The sequence below is a fragment of the Streptomyces sp. NPDC093546 genome (genome assembly GCF_044765045.1).
In the GTDB taxonomy this organism is placed as follows: domain Bacteria; phylum Actinomycetota; class Actinomycetes; order Streptomycetales; family Streptomycetaceae; genus Streptomyces.
This window is the reverse complement of record NZ_JBIWJG010000013.1, coordinates 183,213-203,926: the sequence shown is the minus strand read 5'-3', so window position 1 is coordinate 203,926 and position 20,714 is coordinate 183,213. Positions and strand designations below refer to the sequence as shown.

The window sequence follows — 20,714 nt, the reverse complement described above, 5'->3', positions numbered from 1 at the left end:
ATCGCAAGGCGGAGGAGGGAGTCCATGCGGTGGGGGCACCTCCCGTGCCCGAAGGGCTACGGGGGCCATCGGCGACCGACGACAACGCGGCGAGCGTGCGTGCCAGACGCCGCGAGCCCGGCAAGATCGACAAGACGCCCCCTAGTCCGTGGAGAGCGCCTGCAGCAGGTCGCCGACCTGCGGGTCCGGGAGGGCGCGGGCCACGTCGGCCTGGGCGACCATGCCGACCAGCCGGTGGTTGTCGATCACCGGGAGCCGGCGCACCTTGTGCTCGGACATCTTGCGCAGCACGAGCTGCGCGTCGTCGTCGGCGCCCACGTACACGACCTCGCCCTGCGCGAGTTCACCCGCCGTGGTGGTGGACGGGTCCTTGCCCGCCCCGAGGCCCTTCACCACGATGTCGCGGTCGGTCAGCATGCCCTTGAGCTTGTCGTCGTCGCCGCAGATCGGCATCGCTCCGACCCCGAGCCGCTTCATCGTCTCGGCCGCCTTCAGGAGCGTGTCGCTCTCGCCGATGCACTCGACGCCCTTGGTCATCAGCTGACGTGCGGTTGTCATGTGTTTCGAGCTCCTTCACAGGTTCGGGTTCACAGTGCGATCACCAGGGCCATCGCGGCGAACAGCGCCGCCACGAGCACCACGATGAGCAGGATCATGACCAGCGGGGCCTTCGCCCAGCCGGTCGTCGGGTTGTGCGTCTCCCTCGGCCCGGCCTCGGACATGCTCGACTCCGCGGGCGGTGTCTCGCCGGGTGGAACGCCACCACCGGGCTCGAGGCCCGTGGTGCGGTCCGGATCTGGGTCCGGGTTCGGGTTCGGGTGGGTCATGGACTACGAGTGCGCAGTCGCGGGCGTTTCATTCACCCTCCTCGACGTTCACCTGCTTCGTCGGCTTCACCGGCCGGTTCCGTACGGGTCCTGCGCCGGTGGCTCGTGTCGCACCACGGGTAGCGGCGGCTGCGCCGGCAGGTGCACACCGCCACCATGAACCGGTCCGAGCACGCCGTGGTGCCGTCGGGCAGGCGGACCTCGACCGGTCCGTCCAGCAGTAGGGGGCCTTCGGGGTCGACGACGACGCGCCGGGGGTCACGTTCGCTGGGCACGGATCACCACCAGCTCCTCCTTGCGTTCGCCGGGCGGGATGAGGCCGCGCTCCTCCAGCCATTCGGCGTGGTCGTCCATCACCGGCCCGAAGGGGATTCGGGTGCGCAGGGCCACCCGCGTGCTGAGCCCCCGGTCGCCAAGCTGCTCGAGCGTCGTGCCCACGCCGCTGAGCGCCGACTGCACCAGGAGCAGGACGCCCCCGTCGCGCAGCAGCCCGGGCACGCGCTCGCACAGCCGGTCCAGGACGGCGCGCCCGTCGGTCCCGGCGTTCCAGGAGCGCGCCGGGCCGTGCGCCGGACGCGGTGAGGCCACGTACGGCGGGTTCGCGAGGATGAGGTCGAAGGTCCGGCCCTCGACCGGTCCGGTGAGGTCGCCGTGGCGCACCTCGACGGGCAGGCCGCGTCGCCGGGCGTTGTAGCGCGCGGCGAGCACGGCGCGCCAGGAGATGTCCACGGCGGTCACCCGCGCCGCTGTCCACTCGGCCGCCAGCAGCGCGAGCGCACCCGTTCCGGTGCCCACGTCGAGGATCTCGGCGTGGGCGGGGAGATGCAGGGTACGCAGTTCGCTGCGGGCGGCCTTCGCAAGCAGCTCCGTGTCCTCCTGGGGCTCGTACACACCACGTGGTTTGAGTAGCCGCATGCGTAGCGGGTACCTCAAAGATCTCCCGCGAAACGATCGAAACGGTGTGTATCGGAACGTGAGCAAGAAGACGATGTGTACGGCTGTGAGGAGTGAGCGATGACGTACGACCCCGCCTCCGGCTCCCTGTGGATGGAGTACGCCCCCGGCCCCGCCCGTCCGCCCCTGGACGGCTCCATCGAGACCGAGGTCGCGGTCGTCGGGGGTGGGATCGCGGGGCTGTGCACGGCCTGGGAGGTGGCCCGCGCCGGGCATCCGGTGGTGCTGCTGGAGGCCGACCGGATCGCGTCCGGGGTGACCGGCCACACCACGGCGAAGCTGTCGTCCCTGCACGGCCTCGCGTACGCCGAGATCCAGTCGGTGCACGGCGCGCGCGGGGCGCGGCTGTACGCGCATTCGCAGCAGATCGCGGTCGAACGGGTGGCGCAGGTGGCGGAGGAGCTGGGCATCGACTGCGATCTGGAGGCGTTGCCCGCGTACACGTACACCGAGGACCCGGCCATGGCCGGCAAGCTCCGCGAGGAGGCGGAGGCGGCGCGCGCGGCGGGTCTCGCCGCCTCGTACGAGACGGACGTGCCGCTGCCCTTCCCGGTGGCGGGCGCGGTCAAGGTCGAGAACCAGGCGCAGTTCCACCCGCGCAAGTACTTGCTGGCGCTCGCCGCCGACCTGGAGGTGCTGGGCGGGCGGATCTTCGAGCGGACCCGGGTGACGCGGCTCCAGGAGGGTTCGCCGTGCGAGCTGACCACGAGCAGCGGGCACACGGTCAAGGCCCGGGACGTCGTGGTCGCCACGCACTACCCGGTCTTCGACCGGGGGCTGCTGTTCACCCGGCTGGAGCCGAAGCGCGAGCTGGTGGTGGCCGGGCCGATCCCGGCGGAGCAGGACCCCGGCGGCATGTTCCTGACGCCGGAGGGCGGGACGCGCTCGGTGCGGACGGCGCCGTACGGCGACGGGCGGCGCATGCTGATCGTCACCGGCGAGAAGTTCACGCCCGGCACGGAGGAGGCGGGTGAGGTCGGTGAGCGCTACGAGAAGCTGGAGGCCTGGGCCCGCGAGCGGTTCCCGGGCGTGGAGCTCACGCACCGCTGGGCGACGCAGGACAACTTCACGACCGACCGGGTGCCGTACGTCGGGCGCCTGCACGCGGGCGCCCGGCACGCGTACGTGGCGACCGGCTTCGCCGGCTGGGGCATGAGCAACGGGGTGATGGCCGGCGATCTGCTGGCCTGCCGCATCCGGGGTCGCGAGCCGGCCTGGACGAGCCTGTACGACCCGGTGCGGCTGCATCCGGTGCGCGAGGCGCCCGCGATGCTGCGGCTCCAGGCGCAGGTCGGCAAGCACTTCATCGGCGACCGGCTGCCGGGCGCGCACGCCGACTCGACCGCCGACATCGCGCCGGGCGCCGGTGCGGTGGTGCGCGTCGGGGGGCAGCGGCTCGCGGTGCACCGGGACGCGTCGGGGGCGCTGCACGCGGTGTCGGCGCGCTGTACGCACCTGGGCTGCATCGTGCACTTCAACGACGAGGAGTGCGCCTGGGAGTGCCCGTGCCACGGCTCGCGCTTCGACGTCGACGGCAAGGTGATGCAGGGGCCCGCGCTGCGGCCGCTGGAGCAGTACGAGGTGGAGGAAGGCGCGGAGGGCGCGCAAGGCGCCGAAGGCGCGCAGGAAGACGTGAAGGAGGACGGCGCATGACGCAGAGGCCCGCTCCCCTGCCCGAACCGCGTGGCCCGCTGTCGGCGGCCGTGCGGCGGGTGCTGCTGGGTGAGGCGGCGCCACCGTCGGACGCCGGCGTCGCGGCGGCCGACCCGTTCGGGGAGGACCTGCAGCTGGCGCTGTATCTGGCGTACGAACCGCACTACCGGGACCTCGAGGGCGTCTCGGGCGACCGGGAGTGGGACCCGGCGCTGCTGGGGCTGCGCCGGCCGATGGAGGAGGCGTTCCTGGCGGCGCTGCGCGAGGCGGTGCCCGGGGACGACGACGTGGACGGCGCCCTGGCGCCGCTGCTGGTGGAGCCGGTCGACGGGCACGGGGTCTCGCACCGGCTGATGGAGTCGGGCACCTGGGAGCTGATGCGGGAGTACCTGGTGCACCGCTCGCTGTACCAGCTCAAGGAGTCCGATCCGCAGGCGTGGCTGATTCCGCGCCTGGAGGGGCAGGCCAAGGCGTCGCTGGTGGCGGTGGCGTTCGACGAGTTCGGCGGCGGGCGCGGCGAACGGGTGCACGCGCGGCTGTACGCGGACCTGATGGAGGGCGCGGGGCTCGACCCCTCGTACGGGCGCTATCTGGACCTGGCCCCGGCGGCCACGCTGGCCGTGGTGAACGCGATGTCGCTGTTCGGGCTGCGCCGCTCGCTGCGGGGCGCGGCGGCCGGGAACTTCGCGGTCCTGGAGATCACCTCGCCGCCGGGGGCCCGGCGGATGGCGAAGGCGCTGGAGCGGCTGGGCGCCGAGGAGCGGTGCGTCCGGTTCTTCACGGAGCACATCGAGGCGGACGCGGTGCACGAGCAGGTGATGCGCCGCGACGTCCTGGGCGATCTGCTGGCCCGCGAGCCGGAGCTGGCGGCGGATGTCGCCTTCGGCATCCGCGCGACCGTGTGGCTGGACGACCGCTGGGACGCGCACGTGCTGGGGGCGTGGGACGCGGGCCGCACGTCCCTGCGCCACTCGCCGGCCGCCCTGCGGGCGGCGTGAGGGCGGCGGCGTGAGCGGCGGGCCGCCGGGGCGGACCCGGCGGCCCGCCCGTCAGGCGGTGACCAGCCGCTTCTCCAGCAGCGTCACCGCGTACGGGGCGGCTGTGCCGCCGTCCTTGGAGCGCTGCTCGCCCACCACCGTGTACCCGGCGTCCTCGTAGTAGCGGCGCAGCCGGGCGTTGTGGGCCAGGCAGTCGAGGCGGCACAGGGTCCGGCCGGCCTCGGCGACGCGGCGTTCGGCCTCGGCGAGCATGCGGCGGCCGGTGCCGGGGGGCGCGGTGCGGCGGTCGGTCATCAGGCGGTGGACGTATCCGGCGGTGGGGGCCTGCGGGCCCCAGGCCGCCGGGTCGTCCCACCAGAGCTCCCAGGCGCCGATGACGGGGCCGTCCGGGCCGAGGGCGGCGAGCCAGACCTCTCCGTCGGCCATCCGGGCCAGGAAGTGGTCCTCGCCGAGCTGGCCCGGCTTCCACTGGTCGATGCCCTCGGCGATCTGCCAGCGGGCGGCGTCGTCCCTGAGCCGGACCAGGGTGGAGAGGTCGCGCTCGTCCGCGCGGCGGAACGCGGCCGAGGTGACCGAGGCAGCCGGGGTGGCCGGGCCCGGCGCGGGCTCCCCGGGCGGAGCCAGTGTGGGCTCCCCGGCCGGTGCGAGCAGGTGGCGCCGGAGCGCCGCCACCAGCTCGTCGTCGACGCCCAGCACGTCACGGGCGTACGCGCGCACGGACCCGTACCGCCGGGCCAGAGCGGCGAGGAACAGGCGCATGACGTCGGCCGGTGCCCGGCCGTAGCCGGGCCAGGTCGGCGACTGGCCGGGGCGGTCGGCCCGCCAGTCGGCGAGGAGTCCTTCGGTGGCGCGTTCGGTGAGCGTGAAGTCCTCGACGATCTGCGTCTCCGGGACTCCCAGCAGCGCGAGCACCAGGGCGGCGAGCAGCCCGGTGCGGTCCTTGCCGGACTGGCAGTGGAACACCAGGGGGGTGCCCTCGGCGGCGGCGATCACCTCCAGGGCCCGGCGCAGTTCCTTGACGCCGTCGTGCGCGACTTCCAGGTACTTCTCTGCCAGGAAGGGGCCCGGCTCCACCTCCGGGCCCAGGCTCGCCTGGTCGTAGGGGCGGTGCTCGATGCCGAGGTTGTGGTACGTGAACGAGGCGTGGAGCGGTACGCAACCCTTGGCGTCGATCTCCCACGGGTAGCGCAGGTCGATGACCGTGCGCACACCGAGGGCGAGGAACCGCGCCCAGTCGTCGCCGTGCGGTTCGCCGTTCAGCTTGCCGAGGGAGTCGGAGCGGTAGAGCGCTCCCCCTCGCACCACGCGGCCGTCTTCGGTCGTACAGCCGCCCAGGTCACGGAAGTTGTGCAGCCGCTCGAAAGGTATGTGTCCGTCCACCGCGGCAGCGTACCCGCGCGTGCGGGACCGCGGCCGCCACCCGTGAGGGGTGCGGCCGCGGGGCCCGCGCGCCGGGGGCCGGCGGTCCGGGTGGTCAGGGGAGCAGTTCGTCGAGGGCGGCCTTGCCCTTCTCGGCCAGCCGGCGTTCGGCCCAGGCCATGTTCTTCGGGTTCACGTCACGCCCCGAGGCGAGGACCAGGTCCTCCGCGGTGAATTCGCCGCTCTCGGCGCCGCTGTGCAGCAGCTTGTCCGGCGTGACGCGCTCTCGCTGGGAGGTCGAATCGGGCTCAGCGTTCATGCCGCCTCCTTGTTCGTCCTGCAGTCATTGTCGTCGCCGGGTACCCCGAACGCATCCCCTACACCCGGGGCGCCGCCGCTCCGTCGCACACCCGGAACCAGCCGTGTGCGACATCTTGACGCAGGCCTCTCGGACCCGGAGATTGGGAGCGCTCCCACCAGAGCGGCTCGTGCACCGCCACCCCCGTCCCCACTCCCCCGAGGAACGCAGCGTGTCGCATCAGCAGCCCCACCGAAAACGAACCGCCCGCCTCGCCGCCGCCCTCGCCGGGCTGCTGGCCGGGGCCCTGGTGGTCCCGGCCGGCGCGGCCGAACCGGCCGAACCGGCCGAGGACGTACCCGAGCTGATCAGCAACGGGGACTTCTCGAACGGCACCACCTCCTGGTGGTGGACCGCGGGCAGCCCGGCCGCCGTCGTGGACGGGCGCCTGTGCGCCGAGGTCCCGGCGGGCACGGCCAACCCCTGGGACGCGATCATCGGGCAGAACGCCCTCCCCCTCACCGCCGGGGAGGGGTACACGCTCAGCTACACGGCGACGGCGACGACGCCCGTCACCATCCGCGCCAACGTCCAGATGGCGACCGAGCCGTGGACCACGGAGCTCGGCGCCGCGCAGCCCGTCGGACCGACGGCCGCCCGCGTCACGCACGCCTTCACGGCGAGCGCCGACCACACGGCCGCCCAGCTCGCCTTCCAGATCGGCGGCAGCGCGGCGGCGTACACCTTCTGCGTCGACGACGTCTCGCTGCGCGGCGGCACGCAGCCGCCCCCGTACGAGCCGGACACCGGCTCCCCGGTCCGCGTCAACCAGGTCGGCTACCTGCCCCACGGCCCCAAGGGCGGCACCGTCGTCAGCGACGCGACCGAACCGCTGCCGTGGACGCTCACCGACGCCCGCGGGGCGACCCGGGCGAGCGGCACGACCACCCCGGCCGGGGTGGACCCCACCTCGCGGCAGCACGTCCACACCTTCGACTTCAGCGCGGTGACCACCGCCGGCGAGGGCTACACCGTTACCGTCGCGGGAGAGCGGAGCGAGCCGTTCGCGATCGGTGACGGCCTGTACTCGTCGCTGGTCACCGACGCGCTCGCGTACTTCTACCACAACCGCAGCGGCATCGAGATCGACGCCGCCATCGTCGGCGAGCAGTACGCCCGCCCCGCCGGGCACCTCAACGTGAGCCCGAACCAAGGCGACGACGACGTGCCGTGCCAGCCGGGCGTGTGCGACTACCGCCTCGACGCGGCGGGCGGCTGGTACGACGCCGGGGACCACGGCAAGTACGTCGTCAACGGCGGTATATCCGTGGCCCAGCTGATGTCGGCGTACGAGCGGACGCTGACCGAGGAGAGTGCGGACGGGGCGCCGTTCGCGGACGGCAGGCTGCGGCTGCCCGAGCACGGCAACCGCGTGCCGGACATCCTCGACGAGGTCCGCTGGGAGATGGACTTCCTGATGCGGATGCAGGTCCCGGCGGGCAAGCCGCTGGCCGGCATGGTCCACCACAAGCTGCACGACAAGGCGTGGACCGGGCTGCCCACTCCCCCGCACACCGACCCGCAGCCGCGCGAGCTGCACCCGCCGACCACCGCGGCCACCCTCAACCTGGCCGCCACGGCCGCCCAGTGCGCCCGCCTCTTCGCCCGGTACGACGCGGCCTTCGCCGCCCGCTGCCGCACGGCGGCGCTGACCGCGTGGAACGCCGCCAAGGCCCACCCGGACGTGCTGGCCGACCCGAACGACGGCACGGGCGGCGGCGCCTACCCCGACGACGACGTACGCGACGAGTTCTACTGGGCGGCGGCCGAGCTCTTCCTGACCACCGGCAAGGACGTCTACCGCCGGGAGGTGCTGCGCTCCCCGCTGCACGGCGACGCCGACGCGGTGTTCCCGCGCGGCGGCATGTCGTGGGGCGCGGTGGCGGGCCTGGGCGCGCTGGACCTGGCCACCGTGCCGAACAAGCTGACCGCCAAGGAGCGGAAGGCGGTACGGGCCATGGTGACGAAGGCGGCGGACGGCTACGCGGCCGACTCCGCGCGCACCACGTACGGCCTGCCCTACGCGCCGCCGGACGGCCACTACGTGTGGGGCTCCAACAGCCAGGTGGCCAACAACATGGTGGTCCTCGCCACGGCCCACGACCTGACGGGCCGGACCGTCTACCGGGACGCCGTCCTGCGCGGCCTGGACTACCTGCTGGGGCGCAACCCGCTCAACCAGTCGTACGTCACCGGCTACGGCGAGCGGGACGCGCACAACCAGCACCACCGCTTCTGGGCCCACCAGCTCGACCCGTCCCTGCCGAACCCGGCACCGGGCTCGCTGGCGGGCGGTCCGAACGACGCCATCCAGGACCCGGTCGCGCAGGCCAAACTGAAGGGCTGCGCCCCGGCGATGTGCTACATCGACGACATCGAGTCCTGGTCGACCAACGAGATCACCATCAACTGGAACGCCCCGCTCGCCTGGGTCGCCGCGTACGCCGACGGCCTCGGCGACGGCACGGCGCGCACACCGTAGGCGGATCAGCGTATGAGGGCGGCGGCCTCCTTCAGGGTGAGGTCGCCGCCCTCGGCGTGGGCGCGGGCGTACGCCGCCGTGTCGAGGACCGCGCGCAGCTCGGTCTCGGCGCGGTCCCTGACCTCCTTCTCGGCGTCGAGGGGGAGGTGGCGGAATCCCGTCCCGGAGGCCGCCGTGTCGTGCCGGTCGTACGCGCCCAGCAGCCGGGCGCCGTCGTACGGGTCGCCGTCGTGCGCCATCGCCCAGGCGGCGGTCGCGAACTGGGCAAGGATCATGTGCGGGGCGACCACATAGGCCAGGGTCTCCAGCAGGCGGACGGCGCGCGCGAGGTGGCGGCGGGCGGCCGCGTGGTCGCCGTCGAGGCAGTCCAGCCAGGCGTGCAGGCCGAGCAGCATGCCGGTGAACATCTCGGCCATGGAGGGGGTGAACTCCCCTTCGATGAGCCGGAGCTGGTGGCGGGCGAGGGGGACGCGCCCGGTGCGGCCGTAGTGCTGGGCCAGCAGCAGCCGCGCGGTGGAGACGGTCTCGACGCTGTACGTGCGTGCCGTCTCGGCGGCGTCGAGCAGCAGGCGTTCGGCGCTCTCGCGCTCGGCGGGGGTGGTGGCGAGGCGGAGCCGTACCGACGCGAGGCGGGCCTGGAAGACGGCCTGGCTGTGCGCCCCGACCCGCTCGGCGCTCGCCATGGCCCGCTCGAAGTCGCGGGCGGCCTCGGCGTACCGGCCGGCGCGCTCGTGGGCCTCGCCGCGCGCGGAGAGCGATTCGGAGGCGCCCCACAGGTCCCCGGCCGCCTGGAACCGGCCGAGGGCCTCGTCGGCGTCGGCGTACCCGTCCGGGGACAGTTTGGCGCGCATCAGCAGGGCGAATCCGAGGTCCACGTCGTCGCCGTGCGCGCGGCAGCACTCCACGACGGCCTCCATGGTGTCGGGGATGCCCCGGAACTCGCCGAGGAGCATGCGGACGAAGAACCACATGGCGCCGGGCTGGCGGCTGTTCTGCGGCAGGCCGGGGCGGTAGGCCTCGGCGATGGCCTGCATGTAGGCGCGGTTCTCGGGCTTCTCCAGGGCGGCGGTGCCCTGGCTGCCGTCGGAGGCGAAGACCAGCAGGCGCACACCGCGCCGCGCCTCCCACAGGGTCTCCTCGTCCCACGGGGGCGGCGCCTCGGTGCAGCGGGCGGTCATCGGCACGGCCGGCCGTACGGGCGGCAGGAAGGGGTCGGGGCCGAGCGCGGCGACGGCCGCCGACCAGACGCGGGCGTCGCTCTGGTGGCCGCGCAGCTGCCAGAACCAGTTCAGGGAGAGGGCCAGGCACAGGCCGTCCTGCTCCTCGCCGAGCTCGACGGCGGTGCGCAGGGCGGCGCGGAGGTTGTCGTGCTCCGTCTCGAAGGCGTTCAGCCACTCCGTCTGGTGCGGTCCGCGCAGTTCGCGGTCGCCGGTGCGGGCGAGTTCGCGGTGGGCCGTGAGGTGGCGGCGGGCGGTGGTCTCCCGTTCCCCCGCCTCGGCGAGGCGGGCGGCGGCGTAGTCGGCGACGGTCTCCAGGAGCCGGTAGCGCATGGTGCCGTCGGGCGCCGGGTCGGCGACGACGAGGGACTTGTCGACGAGGGAGGCGAGGCGTTCGAGGGTGTCGGGCTCGGCACAGACCTCCTCGGCGAGGGGGAGCGAGCAGCCGCCGGAGAAGACGGCCAGGCGCCGCAGCACCACCCGTTCGGCCGCCTCGAGCAGGTCCCAGGACCAGTCGACGACCGCGCGCAGGGTCTGCTGGCGGGGCAGTGCGGTGCGGCTGCCGCCGGTCAGGAGGCGGAAGCGGTCGTCGAGGCGGTCGGCGATCTGGCGGGGCGTCAGGGCGCGCAGGCGCGCGGCGGCCAGTTCGATGCCGAGCGGCAGGCCGTCGAGGCGCCGGCAGATCTCGGCGCAGGCGTCCGGGTCGTCCGACACGTCGAACCCGGGGCGGGCCGCCGCGCCCCGCTCGGCGAGCAGCCGCAACGCCGCGTCCTCGGGCAGCGGCTCGACCGGCCGTACCGCTTCGCCGGGGACGCCGAGCGGCTCGCGGCTGGTGGCGAGCACGGTGACGCCGGGGCAGGCCGCCAGCAGGGTGTCGGCGAGGCGGGCGGCGGCGCCGATGACGTGCTCGCAGTTGTCGAGCACCAGCAGCAGGCGCCGCCGCCCGCAGTGCTCCAGGAGCTGGGCGAGCGGGTCGCGGGCGCGTCCGTCGGTGTTCCAGCGGAGCGGCTCGCGCGCGCCGAGGGCGGTGAGGACGGTCTCGACGACGGCGTCCTCGTCGCGTACGGGGGCGAGTTCGGCGATCCAGACGCCGTCGGGCCGGTCGGTGGTGTCGGCGGTGTCGGCGGTTTCGAGCGCCAGCCGGGTCTTGCCGACGCCACCGGGCCCGAGGAGGGTGACCAGGCGGTGGCGGCGGACCGCCTCGGCGAGGGCGGCCAGTTCGGTGTCGCGGCCGATGAACGAGGTCAGACGGGCGCGCAGGTTCCCGGGCGGCGCGGACGGGCGCGGCGCGCGCCGGGACGCCGGGGCCTCAGCCGGGTCCGGATCCGGCTCCGGCTCCTTGTCCGCCGCGAGCAGCTCCGCGTGCAGGGCCCGCAGCTCCGGGCCCGGCGCGGTGCCGAGGCGCGCGGCGAGCCCGGCCCGGACCTCCTCGTACGCCTGGAGCGCCTCGGCCGGGCGTCCGGCCGCGCGCAGCGCCCGGATCCGCAGGGCAGCCAGCGGCTCGTCCAGCGGCCGGTCCGCGACGAGTTCGGCGAGGCCCGGCAGGGCGTCCTGCGGACGGCCGAGCGCGACCTCGGCGGCGAGGCGGGTCCGGCGCGCCTCGGTGTGCCGCAGCCGCGCCCGTACGGCGAGGGGGTCGCGGTCCCGGCCGGGCAGGTCGGCCAGCGCGGGCCCGCGCCACAGGCCGAGCGCCTCGTCGAGCAGGCGGGCCGCGGCGGCCGGGTCGCCGGCGTCGAGCGCGGCGGCGCCGTCGGCGGCGAGCCGCTCGAAGCGGAACAGGTCGATGTCCTCGGGCCGGGCGACGAGCTGGTAGCCGCCCGGCCCGGAGCGTACGGCGTCCCGGCCCAGCGCCCGGCGCAACCGCCCGACAAGGGCCTGGAGGGCCGCCGTCTCGTCGGCGGGGAGCGCGTCGGCGGGGTCGTCGTGCGGCCAGACCTGGGCGGCGAGCCCGGCGACCGGGACGGTCCGCCCGGCGGCGGCCGCGAGCGCGGTGAGCAGCGCCCGCAGCCGAGGCCCCGCGAGCGGGGCCTCGGTGCCGTCGGGGCGGAGCGCCTGGGTGGCGCCGAGGACGCGGTAGCGGTAGCCGTGGCCGTGAGTCACCGGATCATTGTCTCCCCCGGGACCAGGGGCGGAGCGGTGCGGAGGCCCCGGGGCGCTATTCGTAGGTGATGTCCGACGCCGTGTAGCGGCAGTAGGTGCCGTCGGGCCCGCTGCCGGTCCGGACGGGTTCGGCGCCCGTGTTGTTGCCGGTGTAGCGCACGCACGGCTTGATCTTCCCGCTGCTGTCGCCGTGGATGCGGAGGCTGCGCAGGGTGGCGGTGGCGCGGGCGACGGTGAGGGCGGTGAGCGGCCGGGGCGTGGCGGACATGCCACGGGTGACGCGGGCGAGGATGCGGGCGCGGCCCGGCTGGTGGGCGCGGGCCGCGTGGCGCAGCAGGCGCTTCAGGTCGTCCACTGTTCCCGTCCTGCCACGAGCCGCACCGCGGCCCGGCTGCCGAGGAGCTGTTCCAGCTGGGCCATCGCCCGGGAGGTCTGGCTCTTCACGGTGCCGACCGAGATGCCGAGGCTGAGCGCGGTGTCCCGTTCGGAGAGGTCGAAGGCGTGCCGCAGGACGACGCAGGCGCGCTTGCGGAACGGCAGCCGGCGCAGGGCGCCCTGGACGTCGACGACCGCCGGCACGTCGGGCTCGTCGGTGTGGTCGCCGCGCCGCGACCAGAACAGCGCGACGCGGCGGCGTTCGCGTACGGCGCTGCGGATGCGGCTGCGGGCGAGGTTGGCGACGACTCCCCTGGCGTACGCGCCCGGGTGGTCGGCGGCGCGGACGCGGTCCCAGCGGCGCCAGAGGGCGAGCAGCGCGTCGGCGGCGAGGTCGTCGGCGGCGTCGGCCTCACCGGTCAGGAGGTGGGCGAGGCGGGCGAGTTCGGCGTAATGGCGCTCGAAGAACGCGTGGAACTCGGCCGCCGCGAGGCTGTCGTGCCCGCCGCCGGTGGGGGGTTCCGGTCGGGGGCCCATGGCCCGTCAGCCCGCGAAGGGGGTGCCGGGCAGGCCCGCGCCCGCGTTCGGGAGGACGAGGAGCGATCCGGCGAGGGGGTGGGGGCGGGGCAGGCCGGTGCGGGCGGTGGTGATGTAGAGGTCGCGCAGGTCCGGGCCGCCGAAGGCGCAGGCGGTGGGGCGGCGCACGGGCAGCTCGACGGTTCGGTCCAGCGCGCCTTCGGGGGTGTAGCGGCGCAGCGCGCCGCCGTCCCAGAGGGCGACCCAGACGCAGCCGTCGGCGTCGACGGTCAGGCCGTCCGGGAAGCCGGCGCCCGGCTCGACCGCGGCCAGCGGGCGGCGGTCCACGACGCTGTCGCCGTCGACGCGGCAGACGTCGATCCGGCGCGTGGGGGTGTCGATGTAGTACATGAGGGAGCCGTCCGGGCTCCAGCCGGTGCCGTTGCTCACCGACACGTCCGGGAAGACGACGGTGCCGGTCCCGTCGGGCGCGACCCGGGTGAGGGTGCCGCCGCCGGGCGCCTCGTCGTACCGCATCGTGCCCGCCCACAGGGAGCCGTCGGGCGCGACGGCCGCGTCGTTGCCGCGCCGCCCGGCGACGGGGTCGTGGAGGAGCCAGCGGAACGCCCCGCCTCCGTCGTAGAGGCCGATGCCGTCCCGCAGGTTGACCACGAGCCCGCCGCCGGCGCGCGGCTTGGCGGCGCCGACGTGCTGACCGGTGGTCAGGACGGTGCGGCGGCCGCTGCCGGGGTCGTAGGTGTGGACGCGGGAGCCGAGGATGTCGACCCAGACGAGCCGTCCGGCCGCCGGGTCCCAGGTGGGGCCCTCGCCGAGCTCGGCGTGTTCCCGTACGGCGACCCGCACGCCGGCCGCGCGGCTCACCGGGTGCCGCCACGGTGGCCGAGGCTGACGGAGAGGTCGTCGGCGCCCTTGGCGGCGAGTTCGGCGAGTTCGGCCTCGCGCTGCTCGCTCCAGCGGATCATCGGGACGGAGACGGACAGCGCGGCGACGACCCGGCCGGCGCTGTCGCGTACGGGCGCGGCGACGCAGGCGACATCGGGGTTGGACTCCCGGTGTTCGGTGGCGATGCCGCGCGCGCGGATCTCGGCGAGCGCGGCGCGCAGCTCGTCGGGGTCGGTGAGGCTGTTGGGGGTCATCGCGACCAGGTCGCGGCCGGCGATGCGGCGGTCGAGCTCGTCCTCGGGGAGGGCGGCGAGGAGCATCTTGCCGACGGAGGTGCAGTGGGCGGGGAGCCTGCGCCCGGCGGCGGAGACCATGCGGACGGCGTGCGTGGAGTCCACCTTGGCGATGTAGATGACGTCGAGGTCCTCGAGGATGGCCACGTGGACGGTCTCGTCGCAGGTCTCGGCGACCTCGCGGGCGACGCGCTGGCCCTCGGCGGCGAGGTCGAGCTGTTCGGCGTACCGGCTGCCGAGCTGGTAGGTGCGGACGCCGAGGCGGTAGCGGCCCGGCTGGTCGGCGACGGGCACCAGGTAGGCGCGGGCGGCGAGGGTGGTGAGCAGCTCGTGCACGGTGGTGCGGGGCAGCTGGAGCTTGCGGGTGACCTCGGGGGCGGAGAGGGTGCCGTCGCCCTCCAGGAAGAGCTCCAGGATGTCGAGCGCTCTGGTCACCGCGGGGACGAGACGGCCCATTCCGGCCACCCCTCTCTTCGTTCGAAACTCCGGCGTATGGCCGGTATGACGAACACAGGCTAACCACAGGCCACTTCGAGGGCAACGGCCGTGCGTCACCCATTGACACCTCCGGAGGGACTGAATACGGTCACGCCAAGATTTCGAACGTGTGACGAAATACCGAACACGTCGGAACTCCGTACGCACTCAACGCACCGAACGAAGCGAACGCACCGAACGACCCGGAAGGGCAGAAGGGCGGCCATTGCCGTGCGCATCACCGGCATCAGTACGCATGTCGTCGGGACCCCCTGGCGCAACCTCACCTATGTGCTCGTGCACACCGACGAAGGGCTGACCGGCGTCGGCGAGACCCGCATGCTCGGCCACACCGACGCGCTGATCGGCTACCTGAGGGAGGCCGAGGCCAACCACATCGCCGGTTCCGACCCGTTCGCGGTGGAGGACCTCGTCCGGCGGATGAAGTACGGCGACTACGGCCGGGCCGGCGAGATCGTCATGTCAGGCATCGCGGTCGTCGAGATGGCGTGCTGGGACATCAAGGGCAAGGCGCTGGGCGTGCCGGTCTGGCAGCTGCTCGGCGGCAAGGTGACGGACCGGGTCAAGGCGTACGCGAACGGCTGGTACACCACCGAGCGCACCCCGGAGGCGTACCACAAGGCGGCGCAGGAGGTCATGGCGCGCGGCTACCGGGCGCTGAAGATCGACCCGTTCGGGACCGGGCACTTCGAGCTGGACGCGGAGCAGACGCGGTACGCGGTCTCGCTGATCGAGGCGGTGCGGGACGCGATCGGGCCGGACGCCGAGCTCATGCTGGAGATGCACGGGCGGTTCAGCCCGGCGACGGCGGTGCGGCTGGCGAAGGAGATGGCGCCGTTCGCGCCGGCCTGGCTGGAGGAGCCGGTGCCGCCGGAGAACCTCAAGGCGCTGAAGAAGGTCGCCGAGAAGGTGGACCTGCCGGTGGCGACGGGTGAGCGGATCCACGACCGGATCGAGTTCCGCGAGTTGTTCGAGTCGCAGGCGGCCGACATCATCCAGCCGGACCTGGGACACATCGGCGGCATCCTGGAGACGCGCAAGCTGGCGGCGACCGCCGAGACGCACTACATGCTCGTCGCCCCGCACAACGTCGGCGGCTCGGTGCTCACCGCGGCCTCGCTCCAGCTGGCGGCCTGCACGCCGAACTTCAAGATCCTGGAGCACTTCAACGACTTCGCGGACGCGGAGATCAAGAAGGTGGTGAAGGGCGCCCCGCAGGTGGACCCGGCCACCGGTTGCTTCGAGGTCTCGCACGCGCCGGGCCTCGGCGTGGAGCTGGACGTGGACGCGGCGGCGGAGTTCCCGCAGCAGAAGGCGCGGTTCGACCTGTGGGCCGAGGGCTGGGAGAAGAGGGCGCCGAAGTGAGCGGGCCGCCACGCAGCCGTGCGCTGGTCGTCGACCGGCCCGGCGTGCACCGGCTCGTGGAGCGGGACGTGCCGGTCCCCGGGCCCGGCGAGGTCCTCGTGCGGGTCGCCGCCGCCGGGATCTGCATGAGCGACCGCGAGGTGTACGACGGGCACCGCGACGCCGCGTACGTCCGCTACCCGGTGGTCCCGGGCCACGAGTGGTCCGGCACCGTGGAGGCGGTCGGCTCGGGCGTGGACCCGGCGCTGGCGGGCCGCAAGACGGTCGCCGAGGGGTTCCGCGCCTGCGGCAGGTGCGAGCGGTGCCGGTGCGGCGAGACGAGCCTGTGCACCGGCGGCTACGCCGAGACCGGGTTCACCGAGCCGGGCGCGTTCGCCGACCACGTCGTCGTGCCCGCGCGGCTGCTGCACCCGCTGCACGACGACGCCGACCTGCGCGCGGCGGCCCTGCTGGAGCCGTCGGCCGTGATCGCGGCGGCGGTGCGGACCGGGCGGCCGCGCCCCGGTGAGCGCGTCGCGGTGGTGGGCGCGGGCACCCTCGGGCTGCTCGCGGTGCAGCTGCTCGCCGCCTCGTCGCCGGCCGAGCTGACGGTGATCGACCCGCGGGCGGCGCGCGGCGAGCAGGCGCTGCGGTTCGGGGCGAGCGAGACGCTCTCCCCGGAGGAGGCCGAGGCGCTGCGCGGGCGGTTCGACCTGGTGGTGGAGACGGCGGGCGCGCCGTCGACCGCCGCCGCGTCGTGCCTGCTGGCGCGCCGGGGCGGCCGGGTGGTGCTGACCGGGATGTTCACGCCCGGCGCTGTCGGCATCGACCCGGTGCACCTGTCGCTGAGCCAGCTGGAGATCCGCAGCGTCTTCGGCGCCCCGTCGTCGGCGTGGTGCGACGCGGTACGGGCCTTCGGGCTCGGCCTGCTCGACCCCGCGCCGCTGATCACGCACGAGTTCCCGCTGGAGCGGTTCGCGGAAGCCGTCGCGCTGGTCGGCGGCGGCGACGCCAAGACCGGGAAGGTGTTGCTGCGGCCGTAGCGCCTGGCCCTTCTGTGCCGTACGGCGGTACGGGGCGCTCCTGACGGCCCCCGTACCGCCGTACACCCCACGTTCCGAATGTTGTGCGAAATCTCGAACACCTGCCACGACTCGACCATAGGAGTCCCGTGACCGCCCCGTCCCTCCCCCGCCGCCCCGGCGCCGCCGCCCTCGCCGCGATCGGCCATCCGGCCCCGGCCGTGGAACCCGCCGACGCCTCGCCGCACGCCTTCCCCGACGGCGGGCTGTGGCGCACCGAGATCCCGTCGGTCGAGGGCCCGGAGGCCCTGGCCGTCGTCCTGAAGGAGAGCTCCCGCCTGCACGTGCCGGTGCACCGCGTCAGCCAGGGCAGCGGCGTGTGGATGCTCACCGACGCCGAGATCACCGACATGGTGGAGTCCTGCGCCGAACGCGACATCGAGCTCTGCTTGTTCACCGGCCCGCGCGGCACCTGGGACATCGGCGCGGGCACCCGCACCGACTCCGGCGGCGCCGGGCTGCGCGCCCGCGGCCACGACGCGCTCGCCGGGTGCGTGGAGGACGCCCTGCGCGCCGCCTCGCTCGGCGTGCGCTGCCTGCTCGTCGCCGACGAGGGCGTGCTGTGGACGCTGCACCGGCTGCGCGAGGCCGGGGAGCTGCCCGCCGACACCACCTTCAAGCTGTCCGCGCTGACCGGCCCCGTCAACCCCGCCTCGTACGCCGTCTACGAGCACCTGGGCGCGGACTCCCTCAACGTGCCGTCCGACCTGACCCTGGATCACCTCACCGAGATCCGCCGGGTCAGCCGGGCGCCGATGGACATGTACGTCGAGGCGCCCGACGACCTCGGCGGCTACATCCGCATGTACGAGGTGGCCGAGCTGATCCGGCGCGGCGCCCCGCTGTACCTGAAGTTCGGCCTGAGCCGCTCCCCCGGCATCTACCCGTACGGCGCGCAGCTGCGCGACACCGCGCTGGCCACGGCCCGCGAGCGGGTGCGGCGGGGCCGGCTCGTGCTGGACCTGCTGGCCCGGCACGGCGCCGACGGCGGGATGTCGCCGCTCGGTTCCCGGCTGCCGGGTGAGCTCCGCCGTTTCCCCGCCCCGGCCCCGGAAGGCGACTGATCCATGCGCACCACCCGTATGTCCCGTGTCACCGCCGCGGCGGCGCTCGCCGCGCTGCTCGCCGTGTCCGTCACCGCCTGCGGCCAGGAGGCCCGGGGCGGCAGCCGCTACAAGCCCGCCGGGGGCAAGGGCGGCGTCATCGGCCTGGCCATGCCGACGAAGGCGTCGGAGCGGTGGATCGCCGACGGCGAGAACATGGCGGAGCAGTTCGAGAAGGCCGGTTACGAGACCGACCTCCAGTACGGCGACGACAAGGTCGAGAACCAGATCGCCCAGATCGAGAACATGATCACCAAGGGGCGCAGGCTGCTGGTGGTCGCCGCGATCGACGGCTCGGCGCTCACCGAGGTCCTCCGGCGGGCGGAGGACGCGGGCATCCCCGTGATCTCGTACGACCGCCTCATCATGGGCAGCGAACACGTCGACTACTACGCGTCGTTCGACAACGAGCGGGTCGGCGAGCTGGAGGCCCGCTACATCGTCGACAAGCTGAAGCTGGGCAAGCCCGCGAAGGGCGCGTCCGCGTCGTACAACATCGAGCTGTTCGCCGGGTCGCCGGACGACAACAACACCACCTACTTCTGGAACGGCGCCATGAAGGTGCTGAAGCCGTACCTGGACAGCGGGCAGCTGGTGGTGCGCAGCAAGCAGACGCGGATGAACCAGGCGACCACGCTGCGCTGGGACGGCGGCACCGCGCAGAAGCGGATGGACGACCTGATCAGCAAGAACTACGGCGAGGAGCGCGTGGACGCGGTCCTCTCGCCGTACGACGGGATCTCCATCGGCATCATCTCGGCGCTCAAGAGCGCGGGTTACGGGTCGAAGGCGCGGCCGCTGCCGATCGTCACGGGGCAGGACGCGGAGCTGGCGTCGGTGAAGTCGATCATCCGGGGCGAGCAGACGCAGACCGTCTTCAAGGACACGCGCAAGCTCGCCGCGCAGGCGGTGAAGATGGGCGACGCGGTGCTGAACGGGCGCAAGCCCGAGGTCAACAACACCACGGACTACCACAACGGCAAGAAGGCCGTGCCGGCGTTCCTCCTCGACCCGGTGAGCATCGACAAGGCGAACACCGAGCTCCTCGTCCGGGAGGGCTACTTCACCGCCGGGCAGCTGCGATGAGCGGCCCGGCGGGCGCACCCGTCCTGGAGATGCGCGGGATCACCAAGACCTTCCCAGGGGTCACGGCGCTGTCGGACGTCAACCTCACCGTGCGCGCCGGGGAGATCCACGCGATCTGCGGCGAGAACGGCGCCGGCAAGTCGACCCTGATGAAGGTCCTCAGCGGTGTCCACCCGCACGGCTCGTACGACGGTGAGATCCGCTTCGAGGGCGAGCCGGTGGCCTTCAAGGACATCCGGGCGAGCGAGCGGCGCGGCATCGTGATCATCCATCAGGAGCTGGCGCTCGTCCCGTACCTGTCGATCGCCGAGAACATCTTCCTCGGCAACGAGCAGGCCACCCACGGGGTGATCGACTGGACCGAGACGCTGCGCAGGGCCGGCGCCCTGATGAAGCGGGTCGGGCTGCGCGAGGCGCCGCAGACCCCGGTCGCCGACCTCGGCGTCGGCAAGCAGCAGCTGGTGGAGATCGCCAAGGCGCTGGCGAAGGAGGTGAAGCTGCTCATCCTCGACGAGCCGACGGCCGCGCTCAACGACGAGGACAGCGCGAAGCTCCTCGACCTGATCCTGGAGCTGCGGGAGCAGGGCATCGCCTGCATCGTCATCTCGCACAAGCTGAACGAGATCCGGCAGGTCACGGACGCGGTGACGATCCTGCGCGACGGCCGCACCATCGAGACCCTCACCGTCCGCCAGACCCCTGACGCCGCACCGGAGCTGTCGGAGGACCGGATCATCCGGGGCATGGTCGGCCGCGACCTCGACCAGCGCTTCCCGGAGCGCACCCGGTACGAGGGCGAGGACGCGGGCCGGGTCGCGCTCAGCGTCCGGGGGTGGACGGTCCGGCACCCGGCCGACCCCCAGCGCCTGGTCGTGGACGACGTGTCGCTGACCGTGCGGCGCGGCGAGATCGTCGGCATCGCGGGCCTGATGGGCGCGGGCCGCACCGAGCTCGCGATGTCCGTCTTCGGGCGGTCGTACGGCGGTTACGTCGCCGGGACGGTCGAGGTGAACGGCCGGGAGGTGGTCACCAGGACCGTGCCCGCGGCGGTCGCGGCGGGCCTCGCGTACGTCACGGAGGACCGCAAGCGGTACGGGCTCAACCTCATCGACAACATCAACCGCAACATCTCGCTGGCGTCGCTGCCGGGGATGCGGCGCCGGGGCGTCGTCGACGAGCACCACGAGCGCCGGGTCGCCGAGGGCTACCGCACCACCATGAACATCAAGGCACCGACGGTGTTCGAGGAGGTGGGGCGGCTGTCGGGCGGCAACCAGCAGAAGGTCGTGCTCAGCAAGTGGATCCACGCCGACCCGGAGGTGCTGATCCTCGACGAGCCGACGCGCGGCATCGACGTCGGCGCCAAGTACGAGATCTACACCGTCATCGACCGGCTGGCGGCGCAGGGCAAGGCGGTGCTGTTCATCTCCTCCGAACTGCCGGAGCTGCTGGGGATGTGCGACCGGATCTACACGATGGCCGCGGGCCGGCTGACCGGTGAGGTCGCCCGCGCCGACGCCACCCAGGAAGTCCTGATGCGCCAGATGACCATGAACAGAAGCTGAG

18 protein-coding genes and 1 pseudogene are annotated in these 20,714 nt (G+C 73.8%); 8 read left to right on the top strand and 11 right to left on the bottom strand.

The features are described from left to right. Nucleotides 1-141: 141 nt before the first annotated feature. Genes ACIRNI_RS26015 through ACIRNI_RS26000 form a run of 4 tightly spaced genes read right to left on the bottom strand, consistent with a single transcriptional unit; the run spans nt 142 to nt 1,718 of the window. Nucleotides 142-558 carry a CBS domain-containing protein gene (locus ACIRNI_RS26015; protein ID WP_403554807.1) on the bottom strand — a complete coding sequence of 139 codons (417 nt, stop codon included), beginning with the start codon at nt 556-558 and terminating at the stop codon, nt 142-144. 29 nt (nt 559-587) lie between these two features. Then, nucleotides 588-827, bottom strand: coding sequence for a DUF6480 family protein (locus ACIRNI_RS26010; RefSeq protein WP_403554805.1), 240 nt, complete (start codon nt 825-827; stop codon nt 588-590). A gap of 32 nt (nt 828-859) precedes the next feature. Next, a complete protein-coding gene (locus ACIRNI_RS26005; protein WP_403554803.1) occupies nt 860-1,102 on the bottom strand; it encodes a CDGSH iron-sulfur domain-containing protein in 243 nt (80 codons plus the stop codon). Beyond that, nucleotides 1,086-1,718 (bottom strand): HemK2/MTQ2 family protein methyltransferase, encoded by a 633-nt coding sequence (locus ACIRNI_RS26000; protein ID WP_403554802.1) that lies wholly within the window; start codon nt 1,716-1,718, stop codon nt 1,086-1,088. Before ACIRNI_RS26000 ends, ACIRNI_RS26005 begins: the two co-directional genes overlap by 17 nt. 123 nt (nt 1,719-1,841) lie before the next feature. Here ACIRNI_RS26000 and ACIRNI_RS25995 point away from each other — a divergent pair, with 123 nt between their 5' ends. Both ACIRNI_RS25995 and ACIRNI_RS25990 read left to right on the top strand, forming a co-directional pair. After that, the gene (locus tag ACIRNI_RS25995; RefSeq protein ID WP_403554800.1) at nt 1,842-3,434 is read left to right on the top strand and encodes an FAD-dependent oxidoreductase; all 1,593 of its coding nucleotides are present in this window, start codon (nt 1,842-1,844) and stop codon (nt 3,432-3,434) included. After that, nucleotides 3,431-4,432, top strand: a complete 1,002-nt coding sequence (locus tag ACIRNI_RS25990; protein WP_403554798.1) for an iron-containing redox enzyme family protein — start codon at nt 3,431-3,433, stop codon at nt 4,430-4,432. Before ACIRNI_RS25995 ends, ACIRNI_RS25990 begins: the two co-directional genes overlap by 4 nt. 51 nt (nt 4,433-4,483) lie before the next feature. Here the strand turns inward: ACIRNI_RS25990 and ACIRNI_RS25985 are convergent, their stop codons facing one another. Together ACIRNI_RS25985 and ACIRNI_RS25980 are read right to left on the bottom strand one after the other, a co-directional pair. Then, nucleotides 4,484-5,812: a GNAT family N-acetyltransferase gene (locus ACIRNI_RS25985; protein ID WP_403554796.1), complete on the bottom strand. Its 1,329-nt coding sequence runs from the start codon at nt 5,810-5,812 to the stop codon at nt 4,484-4,486. Nucleotides 5,813-5,906: 94 nt separating this feature from the next. Beyond that, on the bottom strand, nt 5,907-6,110 hold the full coding sequence (locus tag ACIRNI_RS25980) for a hypothetical protein (RefSeq protein WP_355368254.1): 204 nt from the start codon (nt 6,108-6,110) through the stop codon (nt 5,907-5,909). A 274-nt stretch (nt 6,111-6,384) separates the two neighbouring features. On the opposite strand from ACIRNI_RS25980, the gene ACIRNI_RS25975 reads away from it, so the two are divergent. Continuing rightward, on the top strand, nt 6,385-8,631 hold the full coding sequence (locus ACIRNI_RS25975) for a glycoside hydrolase family 9 protein (RefSeq protein WP_403554826.1): 2,247 nt from the start codon (nt 6,385-6,387) through the stop codon (nt 8,629-8,631). A gap of 5 nt (nt 8,632-8,636) precedes the next feature. Here ACIRNI_RS25975 and ACIRNI_RS25970 read toward each other — a convergent pair whose 3' ends face one another. The 5 genes and pseudogenes from ACIRNI_RS25970 to ACIRNI_RS25950 all read right to left on the bottom strand — a co-directional run bounded on the left by ACIRNI_RS25970 (nt 8,637) and on the right by ACIRNI_RS25950 (nt 14,491). Beyond that, on the bottom strand, nt 8,637-11,948 hold the full coding sequence (locus ACIRNI_RS25970) for an ATP-binding protein (RefSeq protein WP_403554793.1): 3,312 nt from the start codon (nt 11,946-11,948) through the stop codon (nt 8,637-8,639). A 55-nt stretch (nt 11,949-12,003) separates the two neighbouring features. Continuing rightward, a pseudogene (locus ACIRNI_RS25965) lies at nt 12,004-12,168 on the bottom strand (pectate lyase); the annotation flags it as partial. 122 nt (nt 12,169-12,290) lie between these two features. Next, complete coding sequence (locus ACIRNI_RS25960) at nt 12,291-12,860, bottom strand: SigE family RNA polymerase sigma factor (RefSeq protein WP_403554791.1); 570 nt, start codon at nt 12,858-12,860, stop codon at nt 12,291-12,293. A gap of 6 nt (nt 12,861-12,866) precedes the next feature. Next, nucleotides 12,867-13,721: an SMP-30/gluconolactonase/LRE family protein gene (locus ACIRNI_RS25955; RefSeq protein WP_403554789.1), complete on the bottom strand. Its 855-nt coding sequence runs from the start codon at nt 13,719-13,721 to the stop codon at nt 12,867-12,869. Next, entirely contained in the window at nt 13,718-14,491 is a 774-nt protein-coding gene (locus ACIRNI_RS25950) for an IclR family transcriptional regulator (RefSeq protein WP_403554787.1), read from the bottom strand. Before ACIRNI_RS25950 ends, ACIRNI_RS25955 begins: the two co-directional genes overlap by 4 nt. Before the next feature lie 252 nt (nt 14,492-14,743). Here ACIRNI_RS25950 and ACIRNI_RS25945 point away from each other — a divergent pair, with 252 nt between their 5' ends. The 5 genes from ACIRNI_RS25945 to mmsA all read left to right on the top strand — a co-directional run bounded on the left by ACIRNI_RS25945 (nt 14,744) and on the right by mmsA (nt 20,713). Continuing rightward, nucleotides 14,744-15,898: a mandelate racemase/muconate lactonizing enzyme family protein gene (locus tag ACIRNI_RS25945; RefSeq protein ID WP_403554785.1), complete on the top strand. Its 1,155-nt coding sequence runs from the start codon at nt 14,744-14,746 to the stop codon at nt 15,896-15,898. Beyond that, the gene (locus tag ACIRNI_RS25940; RefSeq protein ID WP_403554783.1) at nt 15,895-16,920 is read left to right on the top strand and encodes a zinc-binding dehydrogenase; all 1,026 of its coding nucleotides are present in this window, start codon (nt 15,895-15,897) and stop codon (nt 16,918-16,920) included. Before ACIRNI_RS25945 ends, ACIRNI_RS25940 begins: the two co-directional genes overlap by 4 nt. Before the next feature lie 128 nt (nt 16,921-17,048). Beyond that, nucleotides 17,049-18,023 carry a hypothetical protein gene (locus tag ACIRNI_RS25935; RefSeq protein ID WP_403554781.1) on the top strand — a complete coding sequence of 325 codons (975 nt, stop codon included), beginning with the start codon at nt 17,049-17,051 and terminating at the stop codon, nt 18,021-18,023. A 3-nt stretch (nt 18,024-18,026) separates the two neighbouring features. Further along, nucleotides 18,027-19,148 (top strand): multiple monosaccharide ABC transporter substrate-binding protein, encoded by a 1,122-nt coding sequence (gene chvE / locus ACIRNI_RS25930; protein ID WP_403554779.1) that lies wholly within the window; start codon nt 18,027-18,029, stop codon nt 19,146-19,148. Beyond that, a complete protein-coding gene (gene mmsA / locus ACIRNI_RS25925; protein WP_403554777.1) occupies nt 19,145-20,713 on the top strand; it encodes a multiple monosaccharide ABC transporter ATP-binding protein in 1,569 nt (522 codons plus the stop codon). The genes chvE and mmsA overlap by 4 nt, the downstream gene beginning before the upstream one ends. Nucleotide 20,714 lies beyond the last annotated feature (1 nt).

Bases quoted from the DNA above. Each gene is read 5' to 3' on its own strand.
- ACIRNI_RS26010 (WP_403554805.1), bottom strand. From the start codon at position 827: ATGACCCACCCGAACCCGAACCCGGACCCAGATCCGGACCGCACCACG.
- ACIRNI_RS25960 (WP_403554791.1), bottom strand. From the start codon at position 12,860: ATGGGCCCCCGACCGGAACCCCCCACCGGCGGCGGGCACGACAGCCTC.
- ACIRNI_RS25950 (WP_403554787.1), bottom strand. From the start codon at position 14,491: ATGGGCCGTCTCGTCCCCGCGGTGACCAGAGCGCTCGACATCCTGGAG.
- ACIRNI_RS25980 (WP_355368254.1), bottom strand. From the start codon at position 6,110: ATGAACGCTGAGCCCGATTCGACCTCCCAGCGAGAGCGCGTCACGCCG.
- ACIRNI_RS26015 (WP_403554807.1), bottom strand. From the start codon at position 558: ATGACAACCGCACGTCAGCTGATGACCAAGGGCGTCGAGTGCATCGGC.
- chvE (WP_403554779.1), top strand. From the start codon at position 18,027: ATGCGCACCACCCGTATGTCCCGTGTCACCGCCGCGGCGGCGCTCGCC.
- mmsA (WP_403554777.1), top strand. From the start codon at position 19,145: ATGAGCGGCCCGGCGGGCGCACCCGTCCTGGAGATGCGCGGGATCACC.
- ACIRNI_RS25990 (WP_403554798.1), top strand. From the start codon at position 3,431: ATGACGCAGAGGCCCGCTCCCCTGCCCGAACCGCGTGGCCCGCTGTCG.
- ACIRNI_RS25995 (WP_403554800.1), top strand. From the start codon at position 1,842: ATGACGTACGACCCCGCCTCCGGCTCCCTGTGGATGGAGTACGCCCCC.